The sequence below is a fragment of the uncultured Sphingomonas sp. genome, from assembly GCF_964021865.1.
GTDB lineage: Bacteria > Pseudomonadota > Alphaproteobacteria > Sphingomonadales > Sphingomonadaceae > Sphingomonas.
Genome location: NZ_CAXIAM010000002.1, coordinates 74,682 through 96,908, shown reverse-complemented (window position 1 = coordinate 96,908; position 22,227 = coordinate 74,682). Strand labels below are relative to the sequence as shown.

18 protein-coding genes are annotated in these 22,227 nt (G+C 64.9%); 9 read left to right on the top strand and 9 right to left on the bottom strand.

The features are described from left to right. Positions 1–5: 5 nt before the first annotated feature. Positions 6–860: a manganese catalase family protein gene (locus AADI75_RS01170; protein WP_341207228.1), complete on the bottom strand. Its 855-nt coding sequence runs from the start codon at positions 858–860 to the stop codon at positions 6–8. Between the two features lie 293 nt (positions 861–1,153). Between AADI75_RS01170 and AADI75_RS01165 the strand changes: the two genes are divergently transcribed. Then, complete coding sequence (locus tag AADI75_RS01165; RefSeq protein WP_341207227.1) at positions 1,154–2,215, top strand: spore photoproduct lyase family protein; 1,062 nt, start codon at positions 1,154–1,156, stop codon at positions 2,213–2,215. A gap of 12 nt (positions 2,216–2,227) precedes the next feature. Here AADI75_RS01165 and AADI75_RS01160 read toward each other — a convergent pair whose 3' ends face one another. Next, positions 2,228–2,893 carry an HAD family hydrolase gene (locus AADI75_RS01160; RefSeq protein ID WP_341207226.1) on the bottom strand — a complete coding sequence of 222 codons (666 nt, stop codon included), beginning with the start codon at positions 2,891–2,893 and terminating at the stop codon, positions 2,228–2,230. A 158-nt stretch (positions 2,894–3,051) separates the two neighbouring features. On the opposite strand from AADI75_RS01160, the gene AADI75_RS01155 reads away from it, so the two are divergent. From AADI75_RS01155 to AADI75_RS01140, 4 genes are all read left to right on the top strand, one after another. Beyond that, positions 3,052–3,372 (top strand): hypothetical protein, encoded by a 321-nt coding sequence (locus tag AADI75_RS01155; RefSeq protein ID WP_341207238.1) that lies wholly within the window; start codon positions 3,052–3,054, stop codon positions 3,370–3,372. A gap of 99 nt (positions 3,373–3,471) precedes the next feature. Further along, positions 3,472–4,059: an alpha-ketoglutarate-dependent dioxygenase AlkB gene (locus AADI75_RS01150; RefSeq protein ID WP_341207225.1), complete on the top strand. Its 588-nt coding sequence runs from the start codon at positions 3,472–3,474 to the stop codon at positions 4,057–4,059. Continuing rightward, entirely contained in the window at positions 4,056–4,916 is an 861-nt protein-coding gene (locus AADI75_RS01145; protein ID WP_341207224.1) for a 3'-5' exonuclease, read from the top strand. The genes AADI75_RS01150 and AADI75_RS01145 overlap by 4 nt, the downstream gene beginning before the upstream one ends. Positions 4,917–5,012: 96 nt before the next feature. Then, entirely contained in the window at positions 5,013–5,516 is a 504-nt protein-coding gene (locus AADI75_RS01140; RefSeq protein ID WP_341207223.1) for a cupin domain-containing protein, read from the top strand. A 4-nt stretch (positions 5,517–5,520) separates the two neighbouring features. Here AADI75_RS01140 and AADI75_RS01135 read toward each other — a convergent pair whose 3' ends face one another. The 4 genes from AADI75_RS01135 to AADI75_RS01120 form a co-directional block, all read right to left on the bottom strand. After that, complete coding sequence (locus AADI75_RS01135; protein ID WP_341207222.1) at positions 5,521–7,818, bottom strand: EAL domain-containing protein; 2,298 nt, start codon at positions 7,816–7,818, stop codon at positions 5,521–5,523. A gap of 94 nt (positions 7,819–7,912) precedes the next feature. Beyond that, a complete protein-coding gene (locus AADI75_RS01130) occupies positions 7,913–8,749 on the bottom strand; it encodes a TIM barrel protein (RefSeq protein ID WP_341207221.1) in 837 nt (278 codons plus the stop codon). A 68-nt stretch (positions 8,750–8,817) separates the two neighbouring features. Further along, entirely contained in the window at positions 8,818–9,129 is a 312-nt protein-coding gene (locus tag AADI75_RS01125) for a hypothetical protein (protein ID WP_341207220.1), read from the bottom strand. A gap of 323 nt (positions 9,130–9,452) precedes the next feature. Further along, on the bottom strand, positions 9,453–10,460 hold the full coding sequence (locus AADI75_RS01120; RefSeq protein ID WP_341207219.1) for an NAD(P)-dependent alcohol dehydrogenase: 1,008 nt from the start codon (positions 10,458–10,460) through the stop codon (positions 9,453–9,455). A gap of 16 nt (positions 10,461–10,476) precedes the next feature. Between AADI75_RS01120 and AADI75_RS01115 the strand changes: the two genes are divergently transcribed. Together AADI75_RS01115 and AADI75_RS01110 are read left to right on the top strand one after the other, a co-directional pair. After that, a complete protein-coding gene (locus AADI75_RS01115; protein WP_341207218.1) occupies positions 10,477–11,499 on the top strand; it encodes a peptidoglycan-binding protein in 1,023 nt (340 codons plus the stop codon). Then, positions 11,499–12,944 (top strand): pYEATS domain-containing protein, encoded by a 1,446-nt coding sequence (locus tag AADI75_RS01110; protein ID WP_341207217.1) that lies wholly within the window; start codon positions 11,499–11,501, stop codon positions 12,942–12,944. Before AADI75_RS01115 ends, AADI75_RS01110 begins: the two co-directional genes overlap by 1 nt. Before the next feature lie 52 nt (positions 12,945–12,996). Here the strand turns inward: AADI75_RS01110 and AADI75_RS01105 are convergent, their stop codons facing one another. Beyond that, positions 12,997–16,038 (bottom strand): TonB-dependent receptor, encoded by a 3,042-nt coding sequence (locus AADI75_RS01105; protein ID WP_341207237.1) that lies wholly within the window; start codon positions 16,036–16,038, stop codon positions 12,997–12,999. Positions 16,039–16,321: 283 nt separating this feature from the next. Then, positions 16,322–18,346, bottom strand: coding sequence for a M13 family metallopeptidase (locus AADI75_RS01100; RefSeq protein ID WP_341207216.1), 2,025 nt, complete (start codon positions 18,344–18,346; stop codon positions 16,322–16,324). Between the two features lie 265 nt (positions 18,347–18,611). Between AADI75_RS01100 and AADI75_RS01095 the strand changes: the two genes are divergently transcribed. After that, positions 18,612–20,771 carry a prolyl oligopeptidase family serine peptidase gene (locus tag AADI75_RS01095; RefSeq protein WP_341207215.1) on the top strand — a complete coding sequence of 720 codons (2,160 nt, stop codon included), beginning with the start codon at positions 18,612–18,614 and terminating at the stop codon, positions 20,769–20,771. 3 nt (positions 20,772–20,774) lie between these two features. Here the strand turns inward: AADI75_RS01095 and AADI75_RS01090 are convergent, their stop codons facing one another. After that, positions 20,775–21,497, bottom strand: coding sequence for a YafY family protein (locus tag AADI75_RS01090; RefSeq protein WP_341207214.1), 723 nt, complete (start codon positions 21,495–21,497; stop codon positions 20,775–20,777). A gap of 70 nt (positions 21,498–21,567) precedes the next feature. Between AADI75_RS01090 and AADI75_RS01085 the strand changes: the two genes are divergently transcribed. Continuing rightward, positions 21,568–22,140, top strand: coding sequence for a glutathione S-transferase family protein (locus AADI75_RS01085; protein ID WP_341207213.1), 573 nt, complete (start codon positions 21,568–21,570; stop codon positions 22,138–22,140). Positions 22,141–22,227 lie beyond the last annotated feature (87 nt).

The following is a 22,227-nucleotide window of genomic DNA, read 5'->3' as shown; positions in this document are numbered from 1 at the left end:
CGCGTTCAGCCCATCTGCTTATCCTGCGCTGCACTATCCGGACGTGCCGGTCCGAGGATCGGCTCCTCGCCGAGCGGACGATTTGGGAAGATCGTAAATTCGCCACGACCGTCGATCGACGGACCGCTCGTCCACCGACCTTCCGGCACCGTGCCGTCCGCGGCGGTGGCGTAGAAATTGTAGTTGTTCTCCTGATCCTCCAAATGCTGCGGAAAGGAATTGGGGATCGGAAGGTTGGCCGAAGGCCCGCCGAGTTCTTCGAGCACGGCCAGCCACTGCTGCTGATGCATCGTGTCGCGTGCGATCATGTAGTGCAGCATCTTCTTCATGCCGTCGTCGTCGGTTGCATTGAACAATCGTACCGCCAACACACGGCCGGTGCTCTCCGCGGCGACATTGCAATACATATCCGCGGCCACATTGCCGCTGGCGTAAATGTGGCTCATGTTGAACGGCACGCCATCAGAATCCATCGGCATCGCCGCAAGGCCGCCCGACAGCAGGTTCTTGTGGATTAGTCCTTCGATTGAGGCTTTGGCGCTGCCGCCACCCATCACAGCGCCGACGATCGAGTCGGCTGCGCCCTCTTCTTGCGCCGATGACGGCGCGGTTTCGAGGTTTAGTGCAACGGCGGTTGCCAGCATTTCGATATGTCCGAGCTCCTCAGTCGCCGTATGCAGCAGCATGTCGCGGTATTTCGGCGTCGGCGCACGGTTGCCCCACGCCTGGAAGAAATATTGCATGCATACGCGAATTTCACCTTCCACGCCGCCGATCGCCTGCTGCAGCATCCGCGCGAACTTTGGATTGGGGGTGTCGACCACAACCGGATATTGCAGTCGCTTGTCATGATAATACATAGATCAACCTTCTGTTGGAGAGATGGATTGACCAACCTCGAACAGATGACGCGGCACGAAGTGTTCTTACTGATGGCTGAAAAATGTATGATCTGGCTCAATTCTGCCATGTTCGCGTGCTACATTCACTGCGTAATCTTATACTATATGGAGAGTTGTTGATGGATGTCGTTGATGTCTGATAGATACATCGATTGTTGGCTAGTCTGGTGATCCATCGATGTTGACGCGAGGCGGGTCGTTCATGCCGTCTCGCTCGTTGGCCAGCCATGTCGACCCAAGCGCACAAACCTATGGCTGATCGTTCTATCTGGCTGCCGCGGCGCCTTCTGGTGACGAGATCGGCGCTGACGTTCCCGCACGGGCGCGCGATCGTCGCACGGGCCGAAGCACTTGGCGTCGACACTGTTCAGCTCGCCGGTGACCGCCTGTCGCTCGATTTGCCCAGCGATCCGCGCCGGGCTTATGCCGATGCCAAGTCGACGCTTGCAGTCGTCGTCGCGCCGCCCTCAAAGCGCCGGCTTCAGCCCATCGCCCCCAGTGCCGACTGGCGCATCGATCTTGCGCAAGGCTGCCCGGCGCATTGCAGCTACTGTTATTTAGCCGGTTCGCTGAAGGGCCCGCCGATCACGCGCACCTACGCCAACCTTGACGAAATCCTCTCCGGCGTTCCAGCCTACGAAGGGCAGGGCACGGTCACCTCCCATAGCCGGCATCGCGCGCATGAAGGGACGACGTTCGAGGCGTCTTGTTACACCGATCCGCTTGCACTGGAGCCGATCACCGGTTCGCTGTCTGCGACGATCGAATGGTTTGGTCGCTGGGATGCGTCGGTGCAGCTTCGTTTCACTAGCAAGTTCGCGAATATCGCTCCGTTGCTCGACATCGATCATCAGCGGCGCACCCGAATGCGCGCGTCGATCAACCCGGCGATGTTCGCGCGCTTCGAGGGCGGTACCGCGCCAGTCGAAAAGCGGCTACTGGCGCTCCGTGAGATGGCACTTGCGGGCTATCCGGTGGGCCTGACGATTGCCCCCATTATCGCTGTCGAGGGATGGCAGGCCGCTTACGGGAGCCTGCTGGCACAGGCGGCGACTACGCTCGGCGATGTGAGCGACGATTTGACGGTCGAACTCATCACGCACCGCTTCAATCCGGGATCGAAGGCGGTTCTGCAGAGCTGGTATCCTGGCTCATCGCTGGACATGAGCCCCGTCAACCGCGTCACCAAGCGAACGAAGTTCGGCACCGAGAAGGAGGTCTATGACGTCGCAACGATGCGCGCGTTGCGCAACTTCTTCGAGGAGCGGATCGCCGCGCTGCTGCCAACCGCGCGCATCCTGTACTTCACCTGAGCGCCGGTGGCGTCATCGGTTGAGCGGGGAGTGTTCGAAATCGTGCAACAACGCGGCGACATCGTCGTAGATTGCGAGCGCCCCGGCGCCGCTCAGAGCGTCGTCGCCGAACTTGCCGGATCGGACCGCGACCGCGCCGATCCCGCATTTGACCGCCGCCTCGACGTCATACGGCGTGTCGCCGACCACAAGTACGTCGTTGGCGGTCAGCGGGGCCAGCCTGCGCAATGCGACCGAGAAGATGTCGGGCGCGGGCTTGGTCTTCTCGACGTCGTCGGAGGTCGTCGATAGCGCTACGAACGCGCGGATATTCAGCAAGTCGAGATAATGGTCGCGCTCGCTTGCCGATGCCGATGACGCGAGCACGACTTGCCGTCCGCTTTCAGCAACCTTCTCGATCAGTGCGCGCGCCTCTCGGAATGGCGTAATCCCTTCGAGATAGCGCGTCTTGAAAATTTCGCCGTGCAGCGTGCCCATTTTCTCGACCTGAGCGGGATCGGCATCGGGAAGAAGCGTCGGCACGAGCATGTCGGTGCCCTTGCCGATCTGATCGTGAAGCTGCTGGTCGGTAAAGTGTGCGCCGGCGTCCCGGAACACCGTTTGCCAAGCGGCGACATGTTCGTCGTTGCTGTCGACCAGCGTTCCGTCGATGTCGAACAAAACTGCCTTGATCTTCATTCACTATCGCTCCCGTTAAAACCGTCAACGCACCGGGTCGTGTAACGGGAGCGTGAGGATCGACGATCGTCGTGCGAGCTATCGCTCCAGGGGGCAAGGCAGGAAAGGTGGCGCGCGTGTCTGTGCCATGGGGCACCGATCATGCTATCAAATCAGGCATGTCGAAATCTCTTAGCACTGGCGGTACCGTCGACGTCGATGGCGCCACGTACGATTGGCGTCTCCAGCGTGAACCGCATCTGTCGGATGACGAGGGCTGGAAAGGCATGACGATTGCCCTGCTGCAACGCAATGCCAAGCGCGAGGTGATGCTCGAGTTTCCGCCGCCAAAGCGCCTGCTGAAGGGCTTACCGCGCGGGCGACTGCAGCTCGACGACGCTACGATCACGCGCTGCGTCCGCGCCGCGCTGTCGGCGGGGTGGGAGCCGACCTCGCGCGGGCGACCGGTGGTGATGACGGTGGACGCGGAAGGCAATTAGTCCGCGTCGCCGGACCGGCGTTGCAAGCGGATCGCGTGTTTTCATTCTGTTCCTGCGGTCGTATAGAGGCACCGATGACCCTGTCGACGCACGCGAGATATGGCCGATCTTCTGCAAGGCGGCGGGATGGTTGACCTGTTCGACGCACCCGTGCTGCCGGGGCTTGTCACCCGCGACGACCTGATCGATGCCGACGAAGAACGAATGCTGATCGACCGCATCGACGCGACCGGCCTGACGCCCTTTCGTTTTCAAGGTTGGACCGGCAAGCGTCTGACCACGTCCTTCGGCTGGGACTATGATTTCACCGTCGGGCGACCGGCCGAGGCGCCACCGCTGCCGGATTGGCTCCGCCCGTTTCGCGACCGGGCCGCGATCTTTGCGGGTCTCGATCCCGATGCTCTGATCCAGGTGCTGCTGATCCGCTACGACCCGGGGGCGGGTATCGGCTGGCACCGCGACCGACCCATCTACGGGCACGTCCTCGGCCTCTCGCTGGGCGAGCCAGCTGTGATGCGATTTCGCCGGCGGCGCACGGGCGGGTTCGATCGGGCATCGATCCCGCTCACGCCGCGCAGTGCCTATCACATGAGCGGGCCTGCGCGTCATGACTGGGAACATAGCATCGTCGAGATGGTGCGGCCGCGCTGGTCGATCACCTTTCGCAGCCTCGCGAACCAGGCGTGACGGTCGAGACCGCTGGCGTGCCGCTGCGTCCCGATTTCGTCGTCATCGACGTCGAAACCGCTTGTTCGCGCGTCAGCAGCATCTGTCAGGTCGGTATCGTCGGCTTCAAGGAAGGAGTCGAGATTTTCGAGTATGAGACGTTGGTCGATCCGCTCGACGACTTCTCGCCGTTCAACACCCGCGTTCACGGCCTGACGTGCGACCATGTGTTCGGCGCGCCTACGTTCGGCGATGTGCATGCCGCAGTCGACGGGCATTTGTCCGGCCGGATCACCGTCGCGCACTCCTTCTTCGACAAGGGTGCGTTGAGCGCGGCCTGCGCCACCCACGGGCGCGCGCCGATCGAGACGACTTGGCTCGATAGTGTCAGGGTCGCCAAGCGCGCGTGGCCCGAATTGCCCAGCCACCGGTTGAACGTGCTAACGAAGTTTCTGGGCGTCCGGCACAAGCATCATGACGCGCTCAGCGACGCGCGCGCCGCCGGGATGGTGATCGTCCGCGCGATCGAGCACACCGGGATCGGGCTCGGAGGATGGCTGGCATTTGCAAAGGGGCGTCAGGCGACCGGGCCGAAGCCTGCGGCAAGCGGGCCGCTGAAGGGCGAGCGCGTGGTGATCCTCGGCGCAGCGCGCGATGGCGAACTCGCACGGACCTTGGCGGCGGCCGGTGCGCGGATCATGGCGGCGGTCGGCACCACCACCACCAAGCTGGTCCTCAGCGATGCGCAGCCGTTCGGCCGCTTCGTCACGGCGCACGCTGAGTATCGCCGTGCCGAGGAATTGCGCAAAGGCGGTACTTCAATCGAGATCGTGACCGAGCACGAGCTTCGTCGCCGGCTCGATCTGACCGTTCGATGAAAGCAATGACGAAAAATCGAGGAATCACAAAGATCTGTGTTGCGATCGTCAGGGCCGGCTGCGACGATGCGCTTCTTTCAGTCAGGCAGGTTCACGATGCGGATGATCAACGTGAGAGAAGCGCTCGCAACGGCAGTCATGTTCGTCGCAGCGGCGGCGGTAACCCACGCCGCGGCACAAACCGCGCCGTCATTTGATCATCGCGACTTCGCCAGTGCGAAGGAGGTGCAGGCGCAGGTCGCCGCGATGCTTGCGGAGATGAAGCCGGGGCAGGGCTTCGCATGGCGCCCACTGGTCGAGGATCCGTCGCATACGGTCGCAGTCGAGATCTGGAAGAAGCCCGGTCGACCAGCGGTTCACCCCGCGGAGGCCGAGTATGCGGTGGTGCTCGAAGGTACCGGCACACTGGTGTCGGGTGGCACACTGATCGCGCCGGCGACGCGTCGCGGAGGATTGGTGGAAGGCGAGCGCATCGAGGGCGGAGCGACGCGGGCGCTGCGAAAGGGCGACGTGCTCCTCATTCCGGCCGGGGTGCCGCATTGGTTCGGCATTACCGGCGAACGGCTCGTCCTGCTCGGCACGAAGCTGCCTGTCCGCTGACCGGCTAGGCGGCCTTCTCCAATCGTCCGAGCAACCGCGCCAGCCCGGCGACCGGCACCGCTTCCGAAAACAGGAAGCCTTGCAGCTCGTTGCAGCCTGCATTTTCGAGGAAGGTGCGCTGCATGCCCGTCTCGACCCCCTCGGCGGTGACCAGCAACCCCATTGCATGACCCAACCGGACGACCGCGTGGATGATCGCCGCCGCATCCTCGGCTTCGCCCAGTCGTTGGATGAAGCTGCGATCGATCTTGATCTTGTCGACTTCGAACTTGCTCAGGTAGCTCAGGCTCGAATAGCCGGTGCCGAAGTCGTCGAGCGCGATCCGGAAGCCGGCGCGGCGCAGCGCCGTCAAGGTCGCGCGCACCACCTCGTCGTTGTCGAGCAGGACGCTTTCGGTCACTTCCAGCTCGATCTGCTGCGCGCGTGCGCCGGTTTCGCGAATGATGGCGATCAGCTCGGCCGCCAGTGTGCGCGAGCGGAACTGTACCGGTGAGATGTTCACCGCCACCGACAGCCCGGGCCATGTCATCGCTACACCGCACGCATCACGCAGCACACGGCGGGTCAGCGCGCCGATCAACCCGCTTTCCTCCGCCACGCTGACGAAGGCGGCGGGGGCAAGCCAGCCGCGGCGCGGATGCTGCCAGCGCAGCAACGCCTCCACCCCGATCACGTGCGTGCCGGTGCCGTCCATTTGTGGTTGATAATGGACGCACAACTCGCCCTCGCGGGTGATCGCCATCCGCAGGTCTTCCTCGATCTCGCGCCGCAGCTTGACGCTCTCGTCCATCGCGGCGGCAAAGAAGCGATAGCGATTCCGCCCCTCGGCCTTCGCGCGATACATGGCGATGTCGGCGGTGCGCAGCAACTCGGTACGATCGCCGTGCGCGTCGCGGAAACAGGTGATGCCGATGCTCGCACCGATATGGACGTTCGCGCCCAGCACCACGAACGGCTCGCGCAGCGCGCAAACCATCGCGTTCGCGACGGCTTCGATCGCGGCTTCGTCGGCGCGGTCCGTCAGCAGCACCGCGAACTCGTCGCCACCCAGCCGCGCGACCAGGTCGCCGGGCACGACCAGTGCGTCCAGCCGAACGGCCACCTGGCGGATCAGATGGTCGCCACCGAGATGGCCGAGTGTATCGTTGACCTGTTTGAAGCGATCAAGGTCGATGAGCAGCATCGCGTTCACACCGGCCGCACCCCCGCTGCCGAGCAGGTCATCCAGCGCGGTGATCAGCCGCGCGCGGTTGGCCAATCCGGTCAGCGTGTCGTGATAGGCTAGACGGTGCGCCTGCGCCTCCTTGGCCTGCAATTCGAGATGCGCGAGCTTAAGCTGGTCGAGCGAGACGGCATCCCGGCGCATCAGGCGCCCGACCCCGACGAGAAGCGCCGCGACCGTCGCCAGCAGACCGGCGAGAACCGCACCGGCTGTCGGCACCATCGCCTTCCACACCGCTTCGCCCGGCCGATCCGGTTGCCAGGCCAGCGTGCCGATCCGCTGGCCGTTACGGCTGGTCAGCGGCACGCTCGCTTCGCCTTCCCGCGGTACGCCGGTGGTGGCGCGTGCTCCGGCCAGCAGATGGACCGAAACGAGCCGTTGCACGAACGAACGATCGAGATAGCGGACGCTCAGCAGCAGCGGCGCTGGCCCCGGCGGAGCGGGCCCGTCACTGCCGTCCGAGACGATCCGCATGACGCTTAGAGCTGCGGGGCGGTTGCCGATCCGCATGACACTGGTCGCATGAACTGCCGCCGGCGAGGTGCGCACGCTCGCATCGTCGGCAAGCGGCTGACCTGGTAGACGATCGTGGCGGCCGGGTGCCGGACGCTTCCGCTCGCGAACCGCGTCGATCAATGGCGCAGCAACGCGTGTGTAGACGATCGCGTCCTGCGCGGGCGCAGCCACACGCACCCCGTCTCGCATCATGTAGACGGGTGCATCGCGAGGGGACAGAATGACGTCGGCATCATGCGCGAACACGAAGTTCAGCCATGTACCTGCATTGACGTCGACCCAGTCCCAGTTCGGTTGCGGCTTGTAGAGTTCGCGAAGCAAGGGGCTCCATACCGCAACGCCGTTCTGGCTTTGCGCAAGCTCGTCGACGACGTCATCCACCGCCAGCCGCGCTGCCTGGCCTTGCCGCACGAGCGACACCCGATCGGCCTGGTTCGCCGCGGCGTTCAGTGCGTAAAAGACAGTCGCCGTCAGGCCGAGCGCCAGCATGACCACAGGTGCGGCGACGGCGGCAACGAACCGCCTGCGCGCCTGCGCGCCCGTATGTTCCCCAACGCTGCGCACGACCTTGTATCCCCCCGCTTTTCTCATGGGGGAAAGTCGTCAACAAAGTGTTAACGACGTACGGGGCCAGAAAGGGCACGCGGGCAATCGAAGGCTAGACGGTGCAGGTCTTCACAGCCTGCGCCAACGCGGTCAGCGGATCGCCGACGGGGACGAATTCGTGCGCGAAGTAACCCTGGAAGTTGAGGTCGGCGACACTGCGCGCGACTGCTTGCCAGTTCACCTCTTGCGTATCGTCGAGGTTGTGCCGCCCCGGCACCCCGCCGGTATGGAGGTGACCGATCCACTGGATGTTCTTTCTGATCGTCGCGATCAGGTCGCCCTCCATGATCTGCATATGATAGATATCGTAGAGCAACTTGACATGCGGGGAGGCGACTTCCTGCGCGACCCGCACTCCCCAGGCGGTGTGGTCGGCCATATAGTCGGCGTGGTCGACCTTGCTGTTCAGCAGCTCGATGCAGATCGTGACATTGTTGTCCTCGGCGATCCGCTTGATGCGGTTCAGCCCGGCGACGGCGTTCGCGGCGCCTTCCTCGTCCGACATGCCACGGCGATTGCCGGAGAAAGCGATGACGTTCGGCACCCCGGCCTTCGCGGCCTGCGGAATGCCGACGCGAAACGCTTTTTCGATCGCGTCATGATTCTCGCGACGGTTGAGCCCGTTAGGAATCGTCATGATGTCCGCGGCATAGCCCATCGTGCAGCGCAGGCCATGCCGGCGCGGCGTCTCATATTCGCCGGGTTGCAACAGGTCGATGCCCTGCAACCCCATGCGTGCCGCCGCGGCGCACAGGTCGTCGAGGGGAATGTTCTGGTAGCACCAGCGGCTGACCGACTGCTTGAGGCGACCGGCCCGTGTGGGAGCAGCGCCCAGGCCCGCGGTAGCGGAAAGGGCGAGAGAAGAAGCGAGCACGTTGCGCCGGGTCATCATTCGCAACTGATACGTCAGAAGTCGGTCGCGGCAAAGTGGCGTCCGGTGCGCCAATCGCGAGAATGCTACAGCGCAGACCGATCGAGCGTCACCTGACCCGATTTCGCGGTCCCCAACGTCTTACCGGAGCCGAGCAGGTCCCAGACCTGCCTGGGCGTCGGCATCGCGGAGAAGGAGGGGAGCGCCGACACCGTGCCATCCACGTCAACCAACGTCACCGAATAGACGCCGGTCTTCTCGACCTGGCCCATCAGCGAGGGGGCGACGTTCATGACCCGTCCGGCATCGTGCAGCGCGAGCGAATAGCTCGATCGCTCATCGTCGGCGCGATACACGCCGTAGCCGGGCGTCCCAGCGCCGTCGCGGCACCACGCCACGCGCGGGCGCGGCGGCGAGTCCTTGTCGCTCTCCTTTGATCGCGCGACCGCACCGCCACGTCATGCTCGCTCTGCGTCGCGTCGGTAAGTTCGGTGCGCGGTAGCCCGGCGAGTTGCGGGGAGAGGATGATGCCGGTTTCGGCGTGCTTCCAGCCTTTATCTGCCGGTACTACAAGGTTTCTGGCGGACAGCGACGCCCCGCTGGTCAGTGCCAGCGCGCACAGCAACCACTTCATTCTTGCGTCCCCTTTCGGAGAAGCATGAGCGATCGCGGCGCCGAGGACAAGCTCGGCGCCAGATTGGTCAGTGCGGCACCACGCGGTTCACCATTCGACGCCGATTTTCCCGAAGTGCGAGGCTCCCATCTCATAGCGGAAGGCGTCGGGAAGAGCGTCAAGCGCGAACCGGCGATCGATGACGGGGCGCAGGCCGCCCTGTTCGATCGCGCGAACGAAATCCTGCTGCTCGGCGCGGCTGCCGACGATCAAACCCTGCAGCCGCGCCTGCTTGCTCATCAGCGCCGCGGTCGGCACCTCGCCGCTGGCGCCGGTCAGCACGCCGATCAGCGAGATGTGACCGCCGATCCGCACCGCCTCGATCGATTGCGCCAGCGTCCCCGGTCCGCCGACCTCGACGACATGATCGACGCCGCGATCATCGCTCCATGCGCGGATCGCTTTTCCCCATTCGGTTTGGCTGCGGTAGTTGAGGACGTGATCCGCACCCAGCGCGCGAGCCCGCTCCAGCTTCTCGTCCGACGAGGAGGTGATCGCGACGCGCGCACCCATCAGCTTGGCGATCTGCAACGCCCAGACCGAGACGCCGCCGGTGCCGAGCAGCAACACCGTATCGCCCGCCTTCAGCTTGCCATCGACTACCAGCGCGCGCCACGCGGTCAGCCCGGCGGTGGTGATCGTCGCCGCCTCGACATGGTCGAGCCCCTTGGGCGCGCGGGTGAAGGCGGTGGCGGGGCGCACGGCATATTCCTGCGCGAAGCCGTCGATGCCGTCGCCGGGCGTGCGCCGGAAATCGCCGATCGTGGGCGCGCCGTTCTGCCAGTCGGGGAAGAAGCACGATACGACGTGATCGCCCTCCGCGAACTCACTGACCTCCGCACCGACCGCCTCGACGATGCCGGCCCCGTCCGCCAGCGGCACCCGGCCATCGGCAGCACCCATCCGACCGGTAACGACGCCCAGATCGTGAAAGTTGAGCGAACTGCCATGCAGCTTCACGCGGATCTCGCCCGGACCCGGTGCACCCGGATCGGGCCGATCCTCCAGCCGCAGGGTCTCGAGCGCTGCCGGTGCGTGAACGACCATTGCCTTCATCAGAATGTCTCCGTCTTTGATCCGTCAACGCTGCGCCGTCGAAGACTATCCCGCCGCGCCTCGCATCGGCGGCGACGCTGCCTCCGCCGGGGTGAGCGGTCGGTGCGCGCGGAAAGACGAACCTACGCTAAACGGGTTATTGACAGTAACCGGTCGCGAGCGCCTAAATTCGGCAAACACAAGGTCGCTGTGCTGCATTCATCGAGGGGGGAATTCGATGATCACCAGTGATAAGATCGCATCATTGTATCCGCGCGCGCCTAAGGATCGCCTCGACAGCTTCGTCAACGACGGACCGAGCGTGCTCAAGCAGGCCGGCATTCTCGACACGCCCAATCGACTGTTTTTCTTTCTTGCGCAGCTTGGTCACGAGTCGAGCGGCCTGACGATCGTCGAGGAGAATCTGAACTATTCGGCGAAACGGCTGATGGAGGTGTTTCCAAGGCGTTTTCCGACCCCGAACGCAGCCGCCAGCTGTGCGGGCGATCCCGAGGCGTTCGGTTGTCAGGTCTATGGCGGGCGGCTGGGTAATGCGAAGCCGCCCAGCAAGGACGGCTATCTGTTTAGAGGGCGCGGTTACATCCAGCTGACCGGACGTGCCAATTACGCGACCGTCGGCGCCGAGGCCGGCATGGCAGACTTGCCCGAACATCCCGAACGCGCGGCGACGCCGCGTAACGCACTCGCGTTGGCCGCAGCATTCTGGAGCCTGAAGAAACTCAACGAAAACGCCGACGCCGACGACTTCGCCGGTTGCACGCGCCGGGTGAACGGCGGGCTGATCGGCATGGCGGAGCGACGGGCGTGGCTCGACAAGGTACGGCGGGTGTTCGCCGACCCGCCTGCGAAACAGCCCGACGCTGCCCTCGTGCTCGCGGTGCAAAAACGGTTGGTAAAGCTCGGCTATACCGAAGTGGGCGCGCCCGATGGTGACATCGGCCGCCACACGACCTCGGCGATCGCGCGCTTCCGGCAGAAGAACGGGCTTCCCCCGGGCATGATCGACAAGCCGCTGCTGACCGCACTGGGGCTCTCGTGATGCTGACCTTCGGCAGTGCGACGTCGGACCAGACCGAACGCGCGATGGCCGGGCAATTGCTGTTCGGCTTTCTGTGCCTTGTCCTTCTGGTGCTCTTCGCGGCCGGCGCGGCGACCTGGGGCCACTTCATCGGCTGGGTGGTGATGACGGTGTGCTGTTCAGCGCTGGTCGGAGCACTGCTCGGGTTGCTGTTCGGCTTGCCGATCCATCGTGTCGACGTCACCAACGCGATCAGCCGTGTGAAGGTGATCAGTGACACGGCCGCGGCGCCGGCGTCGTCCGTAGGAGAAACCACCGGCGACGAGTCCACGGCAAAGGGCGAAACTACCGCACCGAGCGAGCCGGTCGTCATTCCGTATGCCGAGAGCAGCAGCCTGGAGCAGGTGGCCGACTGGCTGACCAAGATCATCATCGGCGTAACGCTGACGCAATACGCAAGCTGGGAGCAGCGCTTCTTCGAGCTTGCGGTCGACGTTACCGCAAACCTGAACGGGTCGCAGGCGCAGCTTGGGGAATGTCTGACGAACCGGTATCGGTCCGGTTTGACGGCCGAGCAGGCCGAGGCCTTGCTCCCGGTATGCGCGCGTACCAGCGGGGGCGCGATACCCGGCGGGTTGCTGATGGTGACCTTCGCTACACTGGGCTTCCTGATCGCCTATCTTTGGATGCGACGGTATTTCATCATCGAGATGGTGGTTGCCCGCAACGGTGCGATCGAAACCATGCGTCGCGCGCAACGCGCCAAGGAGCAGCTCGAAATGACGCGGGTGATCTCCGCTGTGGAGCAGGTGCGCGCGGAGGCCGCCGCTGCGAAGTTGAAATCCGATGCGGAGCTGGAGCGTGCCCTGCAAGCCATCAAAGCGGAATTCGAACGCGAGCGCGCATCTTTACGAGACGACGACAAGCGCGAGCGCGCAAAGAGCCTCGGTACGCTACAGATAGGCGAAAGCGAGCATCCCGCCGACGATGTGCTCGCCTACGCAAAAGGTGTCCTGACGCGCGCGCAGCAACTTCTGCCCAATAGTGAGCGCGCTCAGGGAGATATCGGCGCGATGCTCACCCAATTGCCGACGCTGATCCGCTACCCGGACGATCCGTGGCGCGGCCTGTTTGGGGGCAGCATGGAATCTCTGGCGGACTCCGTGATGCTGCGCGCGTCGGTAAAGCCGTTGGCGCTCAATCCGAACGAGTTCGAGGTGACGCTGACGGTGGAACCGCTCGACCCCGATCGCGTGACGCTGTCGGGCCAGAAGGCATTGTTCTTCCTGCACCCGACCTTCGGTCGCGATCCGCGCGCGGTGTCGTTCGGGCCGGACGGGCGCGCGGTGCTGCCGTTGATCGCGTATGGCGCGTTCACGGTCGGCGTGCTGCTGGAAAGCGGCGAGAAGCTGGAGCTGAACCTCGCCGAAGTGGCGGACGCGCCGGCGATGTTCCGGGTGACCTGATCGATCGGCGTGCATCGAGGCCTGGCCCGATGCACGCCGCCGACACATCAGGTCAGAAGTTGAAGCTCGCGCCCGCGCTGAAGTTGCGGCCGACGAGCCCGGCGTAATGCCAGCTGCTCAGATAGTTCGGGTTGCTGGTATAGGCCGCCGATGCGAGCGGTGCGCGCGCATTGGTAAGGTTCTGGACGTTGAGGAAGAACCGGAAGTCATCGTTCACGCGCAGCGCGACGTTCAAATCGGTGTAGATGAACGGCCGGATGTAGCAGTGATTGCTGGGATCGCTCCCGGCGAAGATCGGCGCCAGCGTGTTCTTGCACGACAGATCAATCTCGCCGTTCACCGGCGTGATCCGGTCCGCGGCGACCTGCTTGATGCGACCGACGTAATAGGTGGTCGCGGTGAGCGAGAAGTTGCCCGCTTCCAGCGCGTTCTGCCAGTTGCCGCGGATGCGCGGCGTACCACCGCCCGACGACAGCTCGTACGGTCCTAGCGTCCCGGCATATTTCTGCACCACGCCCTCCGGCGTGACCAGATCGAGGCGCAATACGCGAGTCACGTCGATGCGGCTGATGAACCGGACGTCGTCGCGCAGCCGGACGTTGGCGGTCGCCTGCATGTCGATGCCCGAGCTGACCTGATAGTTGGCGTTGACGTAGGGTACGTCGAACACCAGCAGGCGCGGCAGCGCATTCGGGTTCGACGGATCGGGCGCGTCGACAACGTTGCACTTGTAGCCCGGGCCGACCGCCGCCAGTGCCGCGCAGCCATCGGTCGCGTTGCTCTTGCTGTAATAGGCGTCGATGGCCGCCGCGCGCAGAGGGCCGCTGACGATCAGCGCCGACTTCTTGATGTTGTAATAGTCGGCGGTGAGATGGAACCAGCGTGTCGGCTTCAGGATCGCGCCGGCGGTGAAGCTGCGCGACACTTCCGGCTTGATATCCGGATTGCCGGTCGCGCCGCTGCCGATGTTGTACGTGCTCGTATAGGCAGCATTGCCCGGGTGCGCGGCGATGAAGGCCGCGTTCGGGGTGAAGGACGAGAAGCCCGAGTAGCTGCTCACCGGGTTGTACTCGGCGAACGTCGGCGCGCGGAAACCCTGCGAATAGGTCGTGCGCAGCGACAGCGCCGGCGTCGGCGTGAACTTCACCCCGACCTTCGGTGAGAAGTGGCTGTAACCCTGCGAGTAATGATCGTACCGGCCCGACACGTTGAGGTCGAGCTGCTCCAGCACCGGCGCATCGATCTCAAAGAAGCCCGCGGTAACGGTCTGACGACCCTGCGCCGACGAGGTGTTCAGCGCGTAATAGCTGAGGTCCGCATTCTGGTTGCGGTTCATCAGCGTCTCGCGACGGATCTGGAAACCCGCCCCGACGTTCAGGTCGCCGCCGCGCAGCTCCATCAGCGACTTGATCAGCGAACCGCCGATCGTCGCGACGGTCGAGTAGGACGGGGTGGTCCGCTCGGGCGAGATCTGGTTGCGCACCGCCGCGCTGTTCTGGCTGGGATCGACGAAATTGTACGCGCCGGTGTTGATCGCGTTCAGCAGGCCCTGGATGTTGATGAAGCCGCGCTGCGTGACGCTGAAATTGTCGCGCGCATAGACGCCGTTCAGGCGGAACTTGAACCCGTTGCCGAGGTCGCCCGAAATCCCGGCGGTGGTGCGGAACACGTCGACGTAGCGGTCGCTGCCCGCCGGGATGTCACCGAACAGGTAGTAGATGCGTGCCGCGCCGTTCGCCGGCGTGTTCGCGTTGGCGGCGGCATACGGGTTGTTCGGGTTGAGGCGGCGATCCGCCGCGGTGGCGCAATTGACGCCCGCCGCGCAGATGTAGACCGGCAGCACAATGCCAGGGCTGCTCGATGCGAGCGCGGCCGATCCGCCGAACGGCTGCGTCTGGCGGATGCCCTGAGGCGCGCCGACGATGCTGACCTCGGAATGCGAATAGCTGCCGCTGGCGAACGCCTCCAGATTGTCGCTGAGCCGCACGGTCAGGCGACCGGTCGTCGAATACCGCTGCTGGCGCGGCTGGATGATGAAATATTCGGCGGGCAGGTTGTGCGAACAGCCCGTGCCCTGCGCCGCACCCGAGCTGACGGTGAACGTACCGTACGGGCACGAATTCGGATCCAGCAGCTGATAGCGGTTCGTTAGCGGCGCGCCGACCTGCCCGGCGAGCGGGTTGTTCAGGTCGGTCTGGCGCACCTGCGTCACCACCGCCTGCGGGTTCGGCGTCGTCAGCGAATCGTCGTTGCGGTTGCGGTCGGTCAGCCCGCTGGCGCGCAGGTCGAGGGTGTTGAACGGATAGCCGCGCGCATTGTTGGTGATATACCCGTCGTAGGTATACTCGCCGTTCAGGTAGAAGTTGAAGCCCTGCGACGGATAATCGCCGAAACCGGCGGTCAGGGTCGCGCGATAGTGCGCGCCATCGGCCTTCTCGGTGGTGCCGCCCTGGACCGAGCCCTGCACGCCCTGCACGTTCTTCTTGCTGATGAGGTTGACCACGCCGCCGATCGCGTCGGCGCCGTAGGTGGAGGAGGCACCGTCCTTCAGCACCTCGATCCGGTCGACCGTGCTGAACGGGATCGAATTCAGGTCGACATACGCATTGTGGCCGTCGTCGTTCAGCGGGAAATTGGCCGAACGCAGGCCATCGATCAGCACCACGGTCGACGACACGCCCAGACCGCGCAGCGATACCGCCGCGCCGCCGGCCGAGAAGCCGTTGCGAAATCCGGTCGAGATCGACCCGGCGCTGTCGGCTGAGACCGAGCGGATCGCGTCCTGCGCGGTGGTGATGTTGGCGCGCTCGAGCGTCGCCGAACTGAGCACCGTCACCGGTGAGATCGAGGTTGCGTTCGAATCGCGGAACAGCGTGCCGGTGACGACGACGGTCGCGCCCTGTGCGGGCTCGGCCGGCGCGGCGGCAGGTGCCTGCGCATCGGCAGCGGTGGCGGCAACCGGCGTCCCGGCCTGGGTAGCGGCATCGCTCACCGCCGCCGGCGTAGTTTCCTGCGCGTAAGCGGGCACGACGATCGCGCTGACCAGAGCCGCTGCCGAAATCCCGTCACGCAGCGTACAAAAAGCGGCATTCATCAGCTTCACCAAGATTTCCCCTTCTGAACGCAGCGGCGACCTGGGCCATCGATTCCGGGGCACCAGGGCCCGGCACTGCGGTGAGGGGCGCTTATCGTCGACGGCGTTACCGAGCCGTTAAGCGTGCAGATTTGCCATGTGAGAAATTGGCATCAGGCCAGCGCGTTAACGCAGCGCGCTAAGGCGTTCTGCACGGGAGAGGTGCTGATGTAAGGCGATGGCTGGTTCAGGCTGCGGAGCGCGGGGACGAACCTTGGCTATGATCCGTTGCGCGTTTCGAACCTTATTGCCAGATGCTCACCCGCTTTTCGGGTGGCAGATACATGGCGTCGCCCGGCTTCACGCCGAAAGCTTTGTACCAGGGCGCGAAATTGCGGACGATGCCGTTGACGCGATACTTGTCGGGCGAATGCGGATCGCTGAGCAATTGCTGCCGCTCCGCCTCCTCTCTACGCTTGCCCTGCCACGCCTGCGCATAGGCAAGGAAGAAGCGCTGGTCGCCCGTCATGCCGTCGAGCACCGGCGGCTCGCCATGCCGGGCGACATAGCGGCGATACGCGGCATAGGCGGTTTCCAATCCGCCAAGGTCGGCGAGGTTCTCGCCCAAAGTGAGGCGTCCCTTGATCCTGACGCCGGAGATCGGCTCATATTGATCGAACTGGTTCGCCAGTCGATCGGCCTGCACGTTGTACTTGGCGGCGGTGTCCTTACTCCACCAGTCGCGCAGACGGCCCTTCTCGTCGAATTGCCGCCCCTGATCGTCGAAGCCATGCCCCATTTCATGCCCGATCGTCGAAGCGCCGGTCTCGGCGTAATTGACCGCAGGATCGGCATTCGCATCGAAGAACGGCGGTTGAAGGATCGCCGCCGGCAGCGTGATCTGATTCATCGTTGGATCGTAATAGGCATTCACTGTCTGCGGCGTCATGTACCACAGCCCGCGATCAACTGGTTTCGGAAAACGCTGGAGTTGCAGCCGCCATTGAAAGTCTTGTGCGGCAAGGCTGTTCGCCAGCGGATCGGTGCGGCTGACCTTGAGCGACGTGTAATCGATCCACTTCTTGGGATGACCGACGCGCGGGTCGAACGTGGCGAGCTTGGCCAGCGCCGCGGTGCGGGTGGCCGCGTCCATCCATGTCGCCGCATCGATCTTTTCCTTGTAGGCGGCCTGCATGTCGGCGACGAGCTCGTCGGCCTTGGCCTGCGTCGCCGGGGACCAGTAACGCTGGACGTAGATCGCGCCGACCGCCTCGCCCAGCGCATCGTCGATCAGCCCCATGCCCCGCTTCCAGCGCGCGCGCTGTTCGGGCACGCCGCGCAGGGTTTTCGAATAGAAGTCGAAATTCGCCTGGTCGAAAGCACGGGGTAAGAAGGGCGCAGCGCTGGAGACGAATTGGGCGGTCATCCATTCCTTCCATGTCGAAAGCGGCACGTCGCCCAGCCGCTTCGACGCCGCCGCCACCGCGCTCGGCTCGGAAACGTTGACCTTGGTGGCCGCGGCAAGCCCCATAGAGGTCAGCGTCGGAGTCCAGTCCAGTTCCGGCGCGAGCCGCGTCAGTTCGGCGCGCGTCATCGGATTGTGGGTCTTCACGGGATCGCGGCGCTGTTCGGGAGTCCATTGATCCTGGCTCAGTCGCGTCTCCAGCGCGATGATCCGGTCGGCCTTGGCCGGCGCATCGGCGATGCCCGCCAAATCCTGGATCTTGATGAGATAGGCGCGATAGGCACGGCGGATCGCGTCGTATTTCTCGCCAGACAGCAGGTAATAATCGCGGGTCGGCAAGCCCAGGCGCGCCTGGCCGGCGTCGACCATGTAGCGGGTCGGATCGTCGGCATCGGTCGAGATGCCGATGTTCACCGGCGAGGCGAAACCCGGCCGCATCATCAGCCGGATCAGTTGCGGCCGCGATTGCACCGCGTCGATCTGCGTCAGCCACGGTGTAAGCGGTGCCAGCCCGCGTGCCTCTATCGCCTGCTCGTCCATCCACGCCGCATAGAAGTCGCCGACCTTGCGCGCGGTCGGAGTCGTCGGCGAGGCTGCGGCTTCCTCGACGATCCGGCGGACTTGCCCCTCGATCTCATCGGGCAGGTCGTAATTGTAGCCGGCACCGACCTTGTCCGCAGGGATCGGGTGATCGCGCAGCCACGTCCCCAGCGCATAGGCGTAGAAGTCGTCGCCCGGCTTCACCTGTTTGTCCATGTTCTGAAGCTCCAGCCCCCACGGCTGGTAGCGCGGCTTGCCGTCCTGCGCGGCGAGCAGCGTGGGGATGGAGACAAGCGCAACGGCGAGCAGGGCGGAACGGCGCATCGATAACTCCAGAGCAAGGCAGCGGCCAATAGCTTAGGCGCGTGCGCGAACCCTCGCCAGCCTAAGCTGCGCCGCATCGAATGGCAGTGTCGGCGCATGTCGTGCTGCATGTCGGCCGGGCAAGGAACAACTTCTTCCAACTGGTAGTGTTTTGAACACGGTTCTATCGACTCTGGGACGCCATTGTGTCAGCTTGACGCAAGGTGGAGAGAGATGTCGCGAACGACCGGTAGTCGTGCGACATCGGCATGCTGGGGGGCTGCACATGGATCGTCGTGATTTCGTCTTGTCGTTGACTGCGACCACCTTCCTGTCCTTTTCGTACAAAGCGCAGGCGCAAACAACCAAGCCGCCGGTCGCCAAGCAGGTCGAGGCGGTCGATACCCGGCTCGGCTATACGCTGCGCGATCCGTATCGCTGGATGGAAAACCCCAAGGATCCCGATTGGGAACCGTGGATGCGCGCACAGGGGGACTATGGCCGGCGCGCGCTCGATGCCCTGCCCGACCATGACGCGCTGCTGCGGCGGATCGGGGAGTTGACCGGCGATCTGCCGCTGGCCTCGCGGTTGCAGCGGACCGGCGATGCGATCTTCCTTGAGTTCCGCCCGAGCGGGGCGAGCGTCGCCAAGCTCTACGTCATCGATCGCCCCGGGGCCGAGAAGAAGCTGCTCGTCGATCCCGAAGCGGAGAAGGACGCCAGTGGCGCTCATATGAGCCTGGACTGGTGGCGCGCGTCGGATGACGGAAAGCTCGTCGCCTATGGCATGTCGCCGGCCGGTTCCGAAGAATCAGTCGCGCGCATTATGCGGGTCGCCGACGGCACGCACTTTCCCGAGACGATCGACCGCGCGCGCTTCGCGAGCCCGCAATGGCTGCCCGACGGGTCGGGCTTCTTCTACACGCGCGGCCGTGAAGGTGCGGTGCGCGGCGCCCCGGATTATCTGCTCAACACGGTGGCGTGGCTGCACCGGGTTGGCACCGATCCGAAGCAGGACGTGCGGATCGTGAGCGGTGGCGACACGGTCGATGGCTATACGTTGCTGCCGATCGACTTCCCGTTCGTGCTCATCACACCGGGATCGGACATCGCGCTGCTGCTGCCGTTCGGCGGTGTCCGGCGCGAAAACCCGCTGTTCGCCGCCCCGATGGCGGAGGTCATGACGGGCAGGCCGCGTTGGCGGACCGTGGCGCGGATGGAGGATCGCGCGACCAGCTTCGCGCTGCGCGGGCGCGACGTCTACGTCGTCTCGGAAAAGGATGCGCCGCTGGGACGCATATTGCGTACCCCCGCGACGGCACCCGATCTCGCCCGCGCGACGGTGGTCGTGCCCGAGGCGAAGACGCCGATCGAGACCTCCGACGCGGGGCTGGTCGCGACGCGTGACGGCGTCTATTTCGCGCGCCAGAACGGCGGCCCCATGACGCTGCATCGCATCGCACCGGGCGGGCAGGTGACCAATATCCCGATGCCGTTCGACGCCGGCATCTACGCCCTGTTCGGATCGACCGATCAGGACGGCGTCGATGTCCGCATGTCCGGCTGGGTGGCGCCGGCCGGAATCTATCATTACCGGCCTGGCGGGCGGCTGGTCGATACCGGGCTGAGCCCGCGCCCGACCTTCTCGACTGCCCCCTATGAGTCGGTACGCCTGATCGCGACTGCGCGCGACGGGACCAAGGTGCCGGTGTCGATCATCGCGAAGAAGGGGCTGAAGCGCGACGGCTCCGCGCCGGCCCTCGGGCAATGCTATTCGAGCTACGGCATTTCGGCCGCCCCGTATTTCTCACCGCGCTCGATCGCCTTCCTCGAGCGCGGTGGCGTGTTGTTCGAGGTCCATGCGCGCGGCGGCGGCGAGTTCGGCTCGCCGTGGTGGCGCGCCGGGCAGAAGGCGAACAAGCCCAATACGTGGCGCGACTTCATCGACGGCTGCGAGGCGGTGGTGAAGGCGGGCTGGACCTCGCCGAAGCGGCTGACGATCATGGGCACCTCGGCGGGCGGGATCGCGGTCGGCAATGCATTGGTCGAGCGGCCGGACCTGTTCGCAGGGGCGATCGATAATGTCGGCTGGACCAACACCTCGCGCGCCGGGGTGGAGCAGAACAGCGCGCCGAACTTTCCCGAATTCGGCGATCCGTCGAACGAAACGGAATATCGCGGGCTGGTGGCGATGGACGCCTATCAGAAGGTCAAGGACGGCACGCGCTATCCGGCGGTGCTGGCGATGACCGGGATGACCGACCCACGCGTCGCGCCTTGGCATCCCGCGAAGATGGCCGCCCGGTTGCAGCATGCGTCGACCGGCTGGCCGGTGCTGCTGCGGGTCGACTTCGACGCCGGACACGGCCTGGGTTCGACGCGGCAGCAAACCGATGCGCAATGGGCCGACGTCTTCGCCTTCGTGATGGCGCAGGGGCGGGCCTGAGCGTCACGCGGGTGGAGGCGCAGCCTGTTCCTTGCGCTTCCACTCGGCGGTCCGCAGCGTGACGTAATCGCGCAGCAACTGCACCCGGCGCGGGCGAAAACTGGTACCGCCCCGCGACAGGGTGATGATCCGCGGCACCTCGAACGTGCGATAGCTGTCTCGCAACTGGCACCAGGCGACCAACATCAGCGTCCGCGGGCTGTACGACATGCCGAGCGGCAGGATCTCGCGCTCGGTCGTCCGATCGCGCGCGTCGCGATAGGTGATGCCGACGCTGACCTCATCCCAACACGCCTCACGGAGAAGGTCCAGATCAATGGAGATCGCGGCGCGCGGTTCGGGCGGCCGCCACGACCGGATCGTCGCATGTGCCGCCTGGCGCGCCTGCCGATCGGGGAGCGTGGCGACGATCCGCGCCAGCGCGTTGCGACCCGCCACCGCCAGCGCTGCGTCACCAAAATCGCCGAGGCTCGCAACGCCAAGCATCAGCGCCTCGATCTCAAGCCGCGAAAAGCTCTGCGGCGGCAGGGTCGGATCCTCGGTCAGCGTATAGCCGTAACCTGCGGCACCATCGATCAGCGCGCCGCCGGCCCGCAGCGTCGCGATGTCGCGGTAGAGCTGGCGTAGGGAGATCTCGGTCTCGGCCGCTAGCCGCGCGGCGGTTACCGGTTTGGGTAGGCGGCGCAATGCCTCCAGCAAACGCATCAACCGGTCCGACCGCGCCATCGCTGCTGCCCGAAATTGTCAGGAGGTGCTGCGTAGATCGGCTGCGTCATTCAACGCAAGGAGCACAAGGATGCGCACCCTTTATTACTCGCCCAACTCCCGGTCCGACACGGTCGTCGCGCTGGTGCGGATGCTGTCCGCCGACATCGCGCTGCGCGAGGTGACGATCGCGCGACAGGACGGATCGGGTGTCCGCGATTCGGCAAACCCACATCCCGAAGGCAAGGTGCCGTACCTGACCGACGGCGACGATGCGGTGCGCGAACGTGGTGCGATCATCCTGTACCTGACCGATGCGTATCCCGAGGCCGGGTTGGGACCGGTCGTCGGGGAAGCGGGGCGGGGCGCCTATCTGTCGTGGCTGTTCTACTATCAGGGCATCATCGAACCGCTGCTGATCCTGAAGTGGGCGAACATCAGCCATCCCGCGATCACCGCAGGCTTGCGCGACTTCGACACGATGATCGAGCGACTGGCAGAACCGCTGCGTCGCGGTCCGTGGCTGCTCGGCGAGCGCTTCTCGGCGGCGGATATGCTGTGCAGCTCGCCCTTCCTGTGGTTCCCGGCGATGATGCCCGACGAGCCGGCGATCCGTGACTGGGTGGAACGCTGCAAGGAGCGAGTGATGACCGCTGCGGGATAATTTGATCGGATGCCCACGGCTATGTCGCCATCGGGAATTGTCTCGACCTTCGCGGCGGTCGCGCTCCGCCGCCTTTGTGATCGTGCC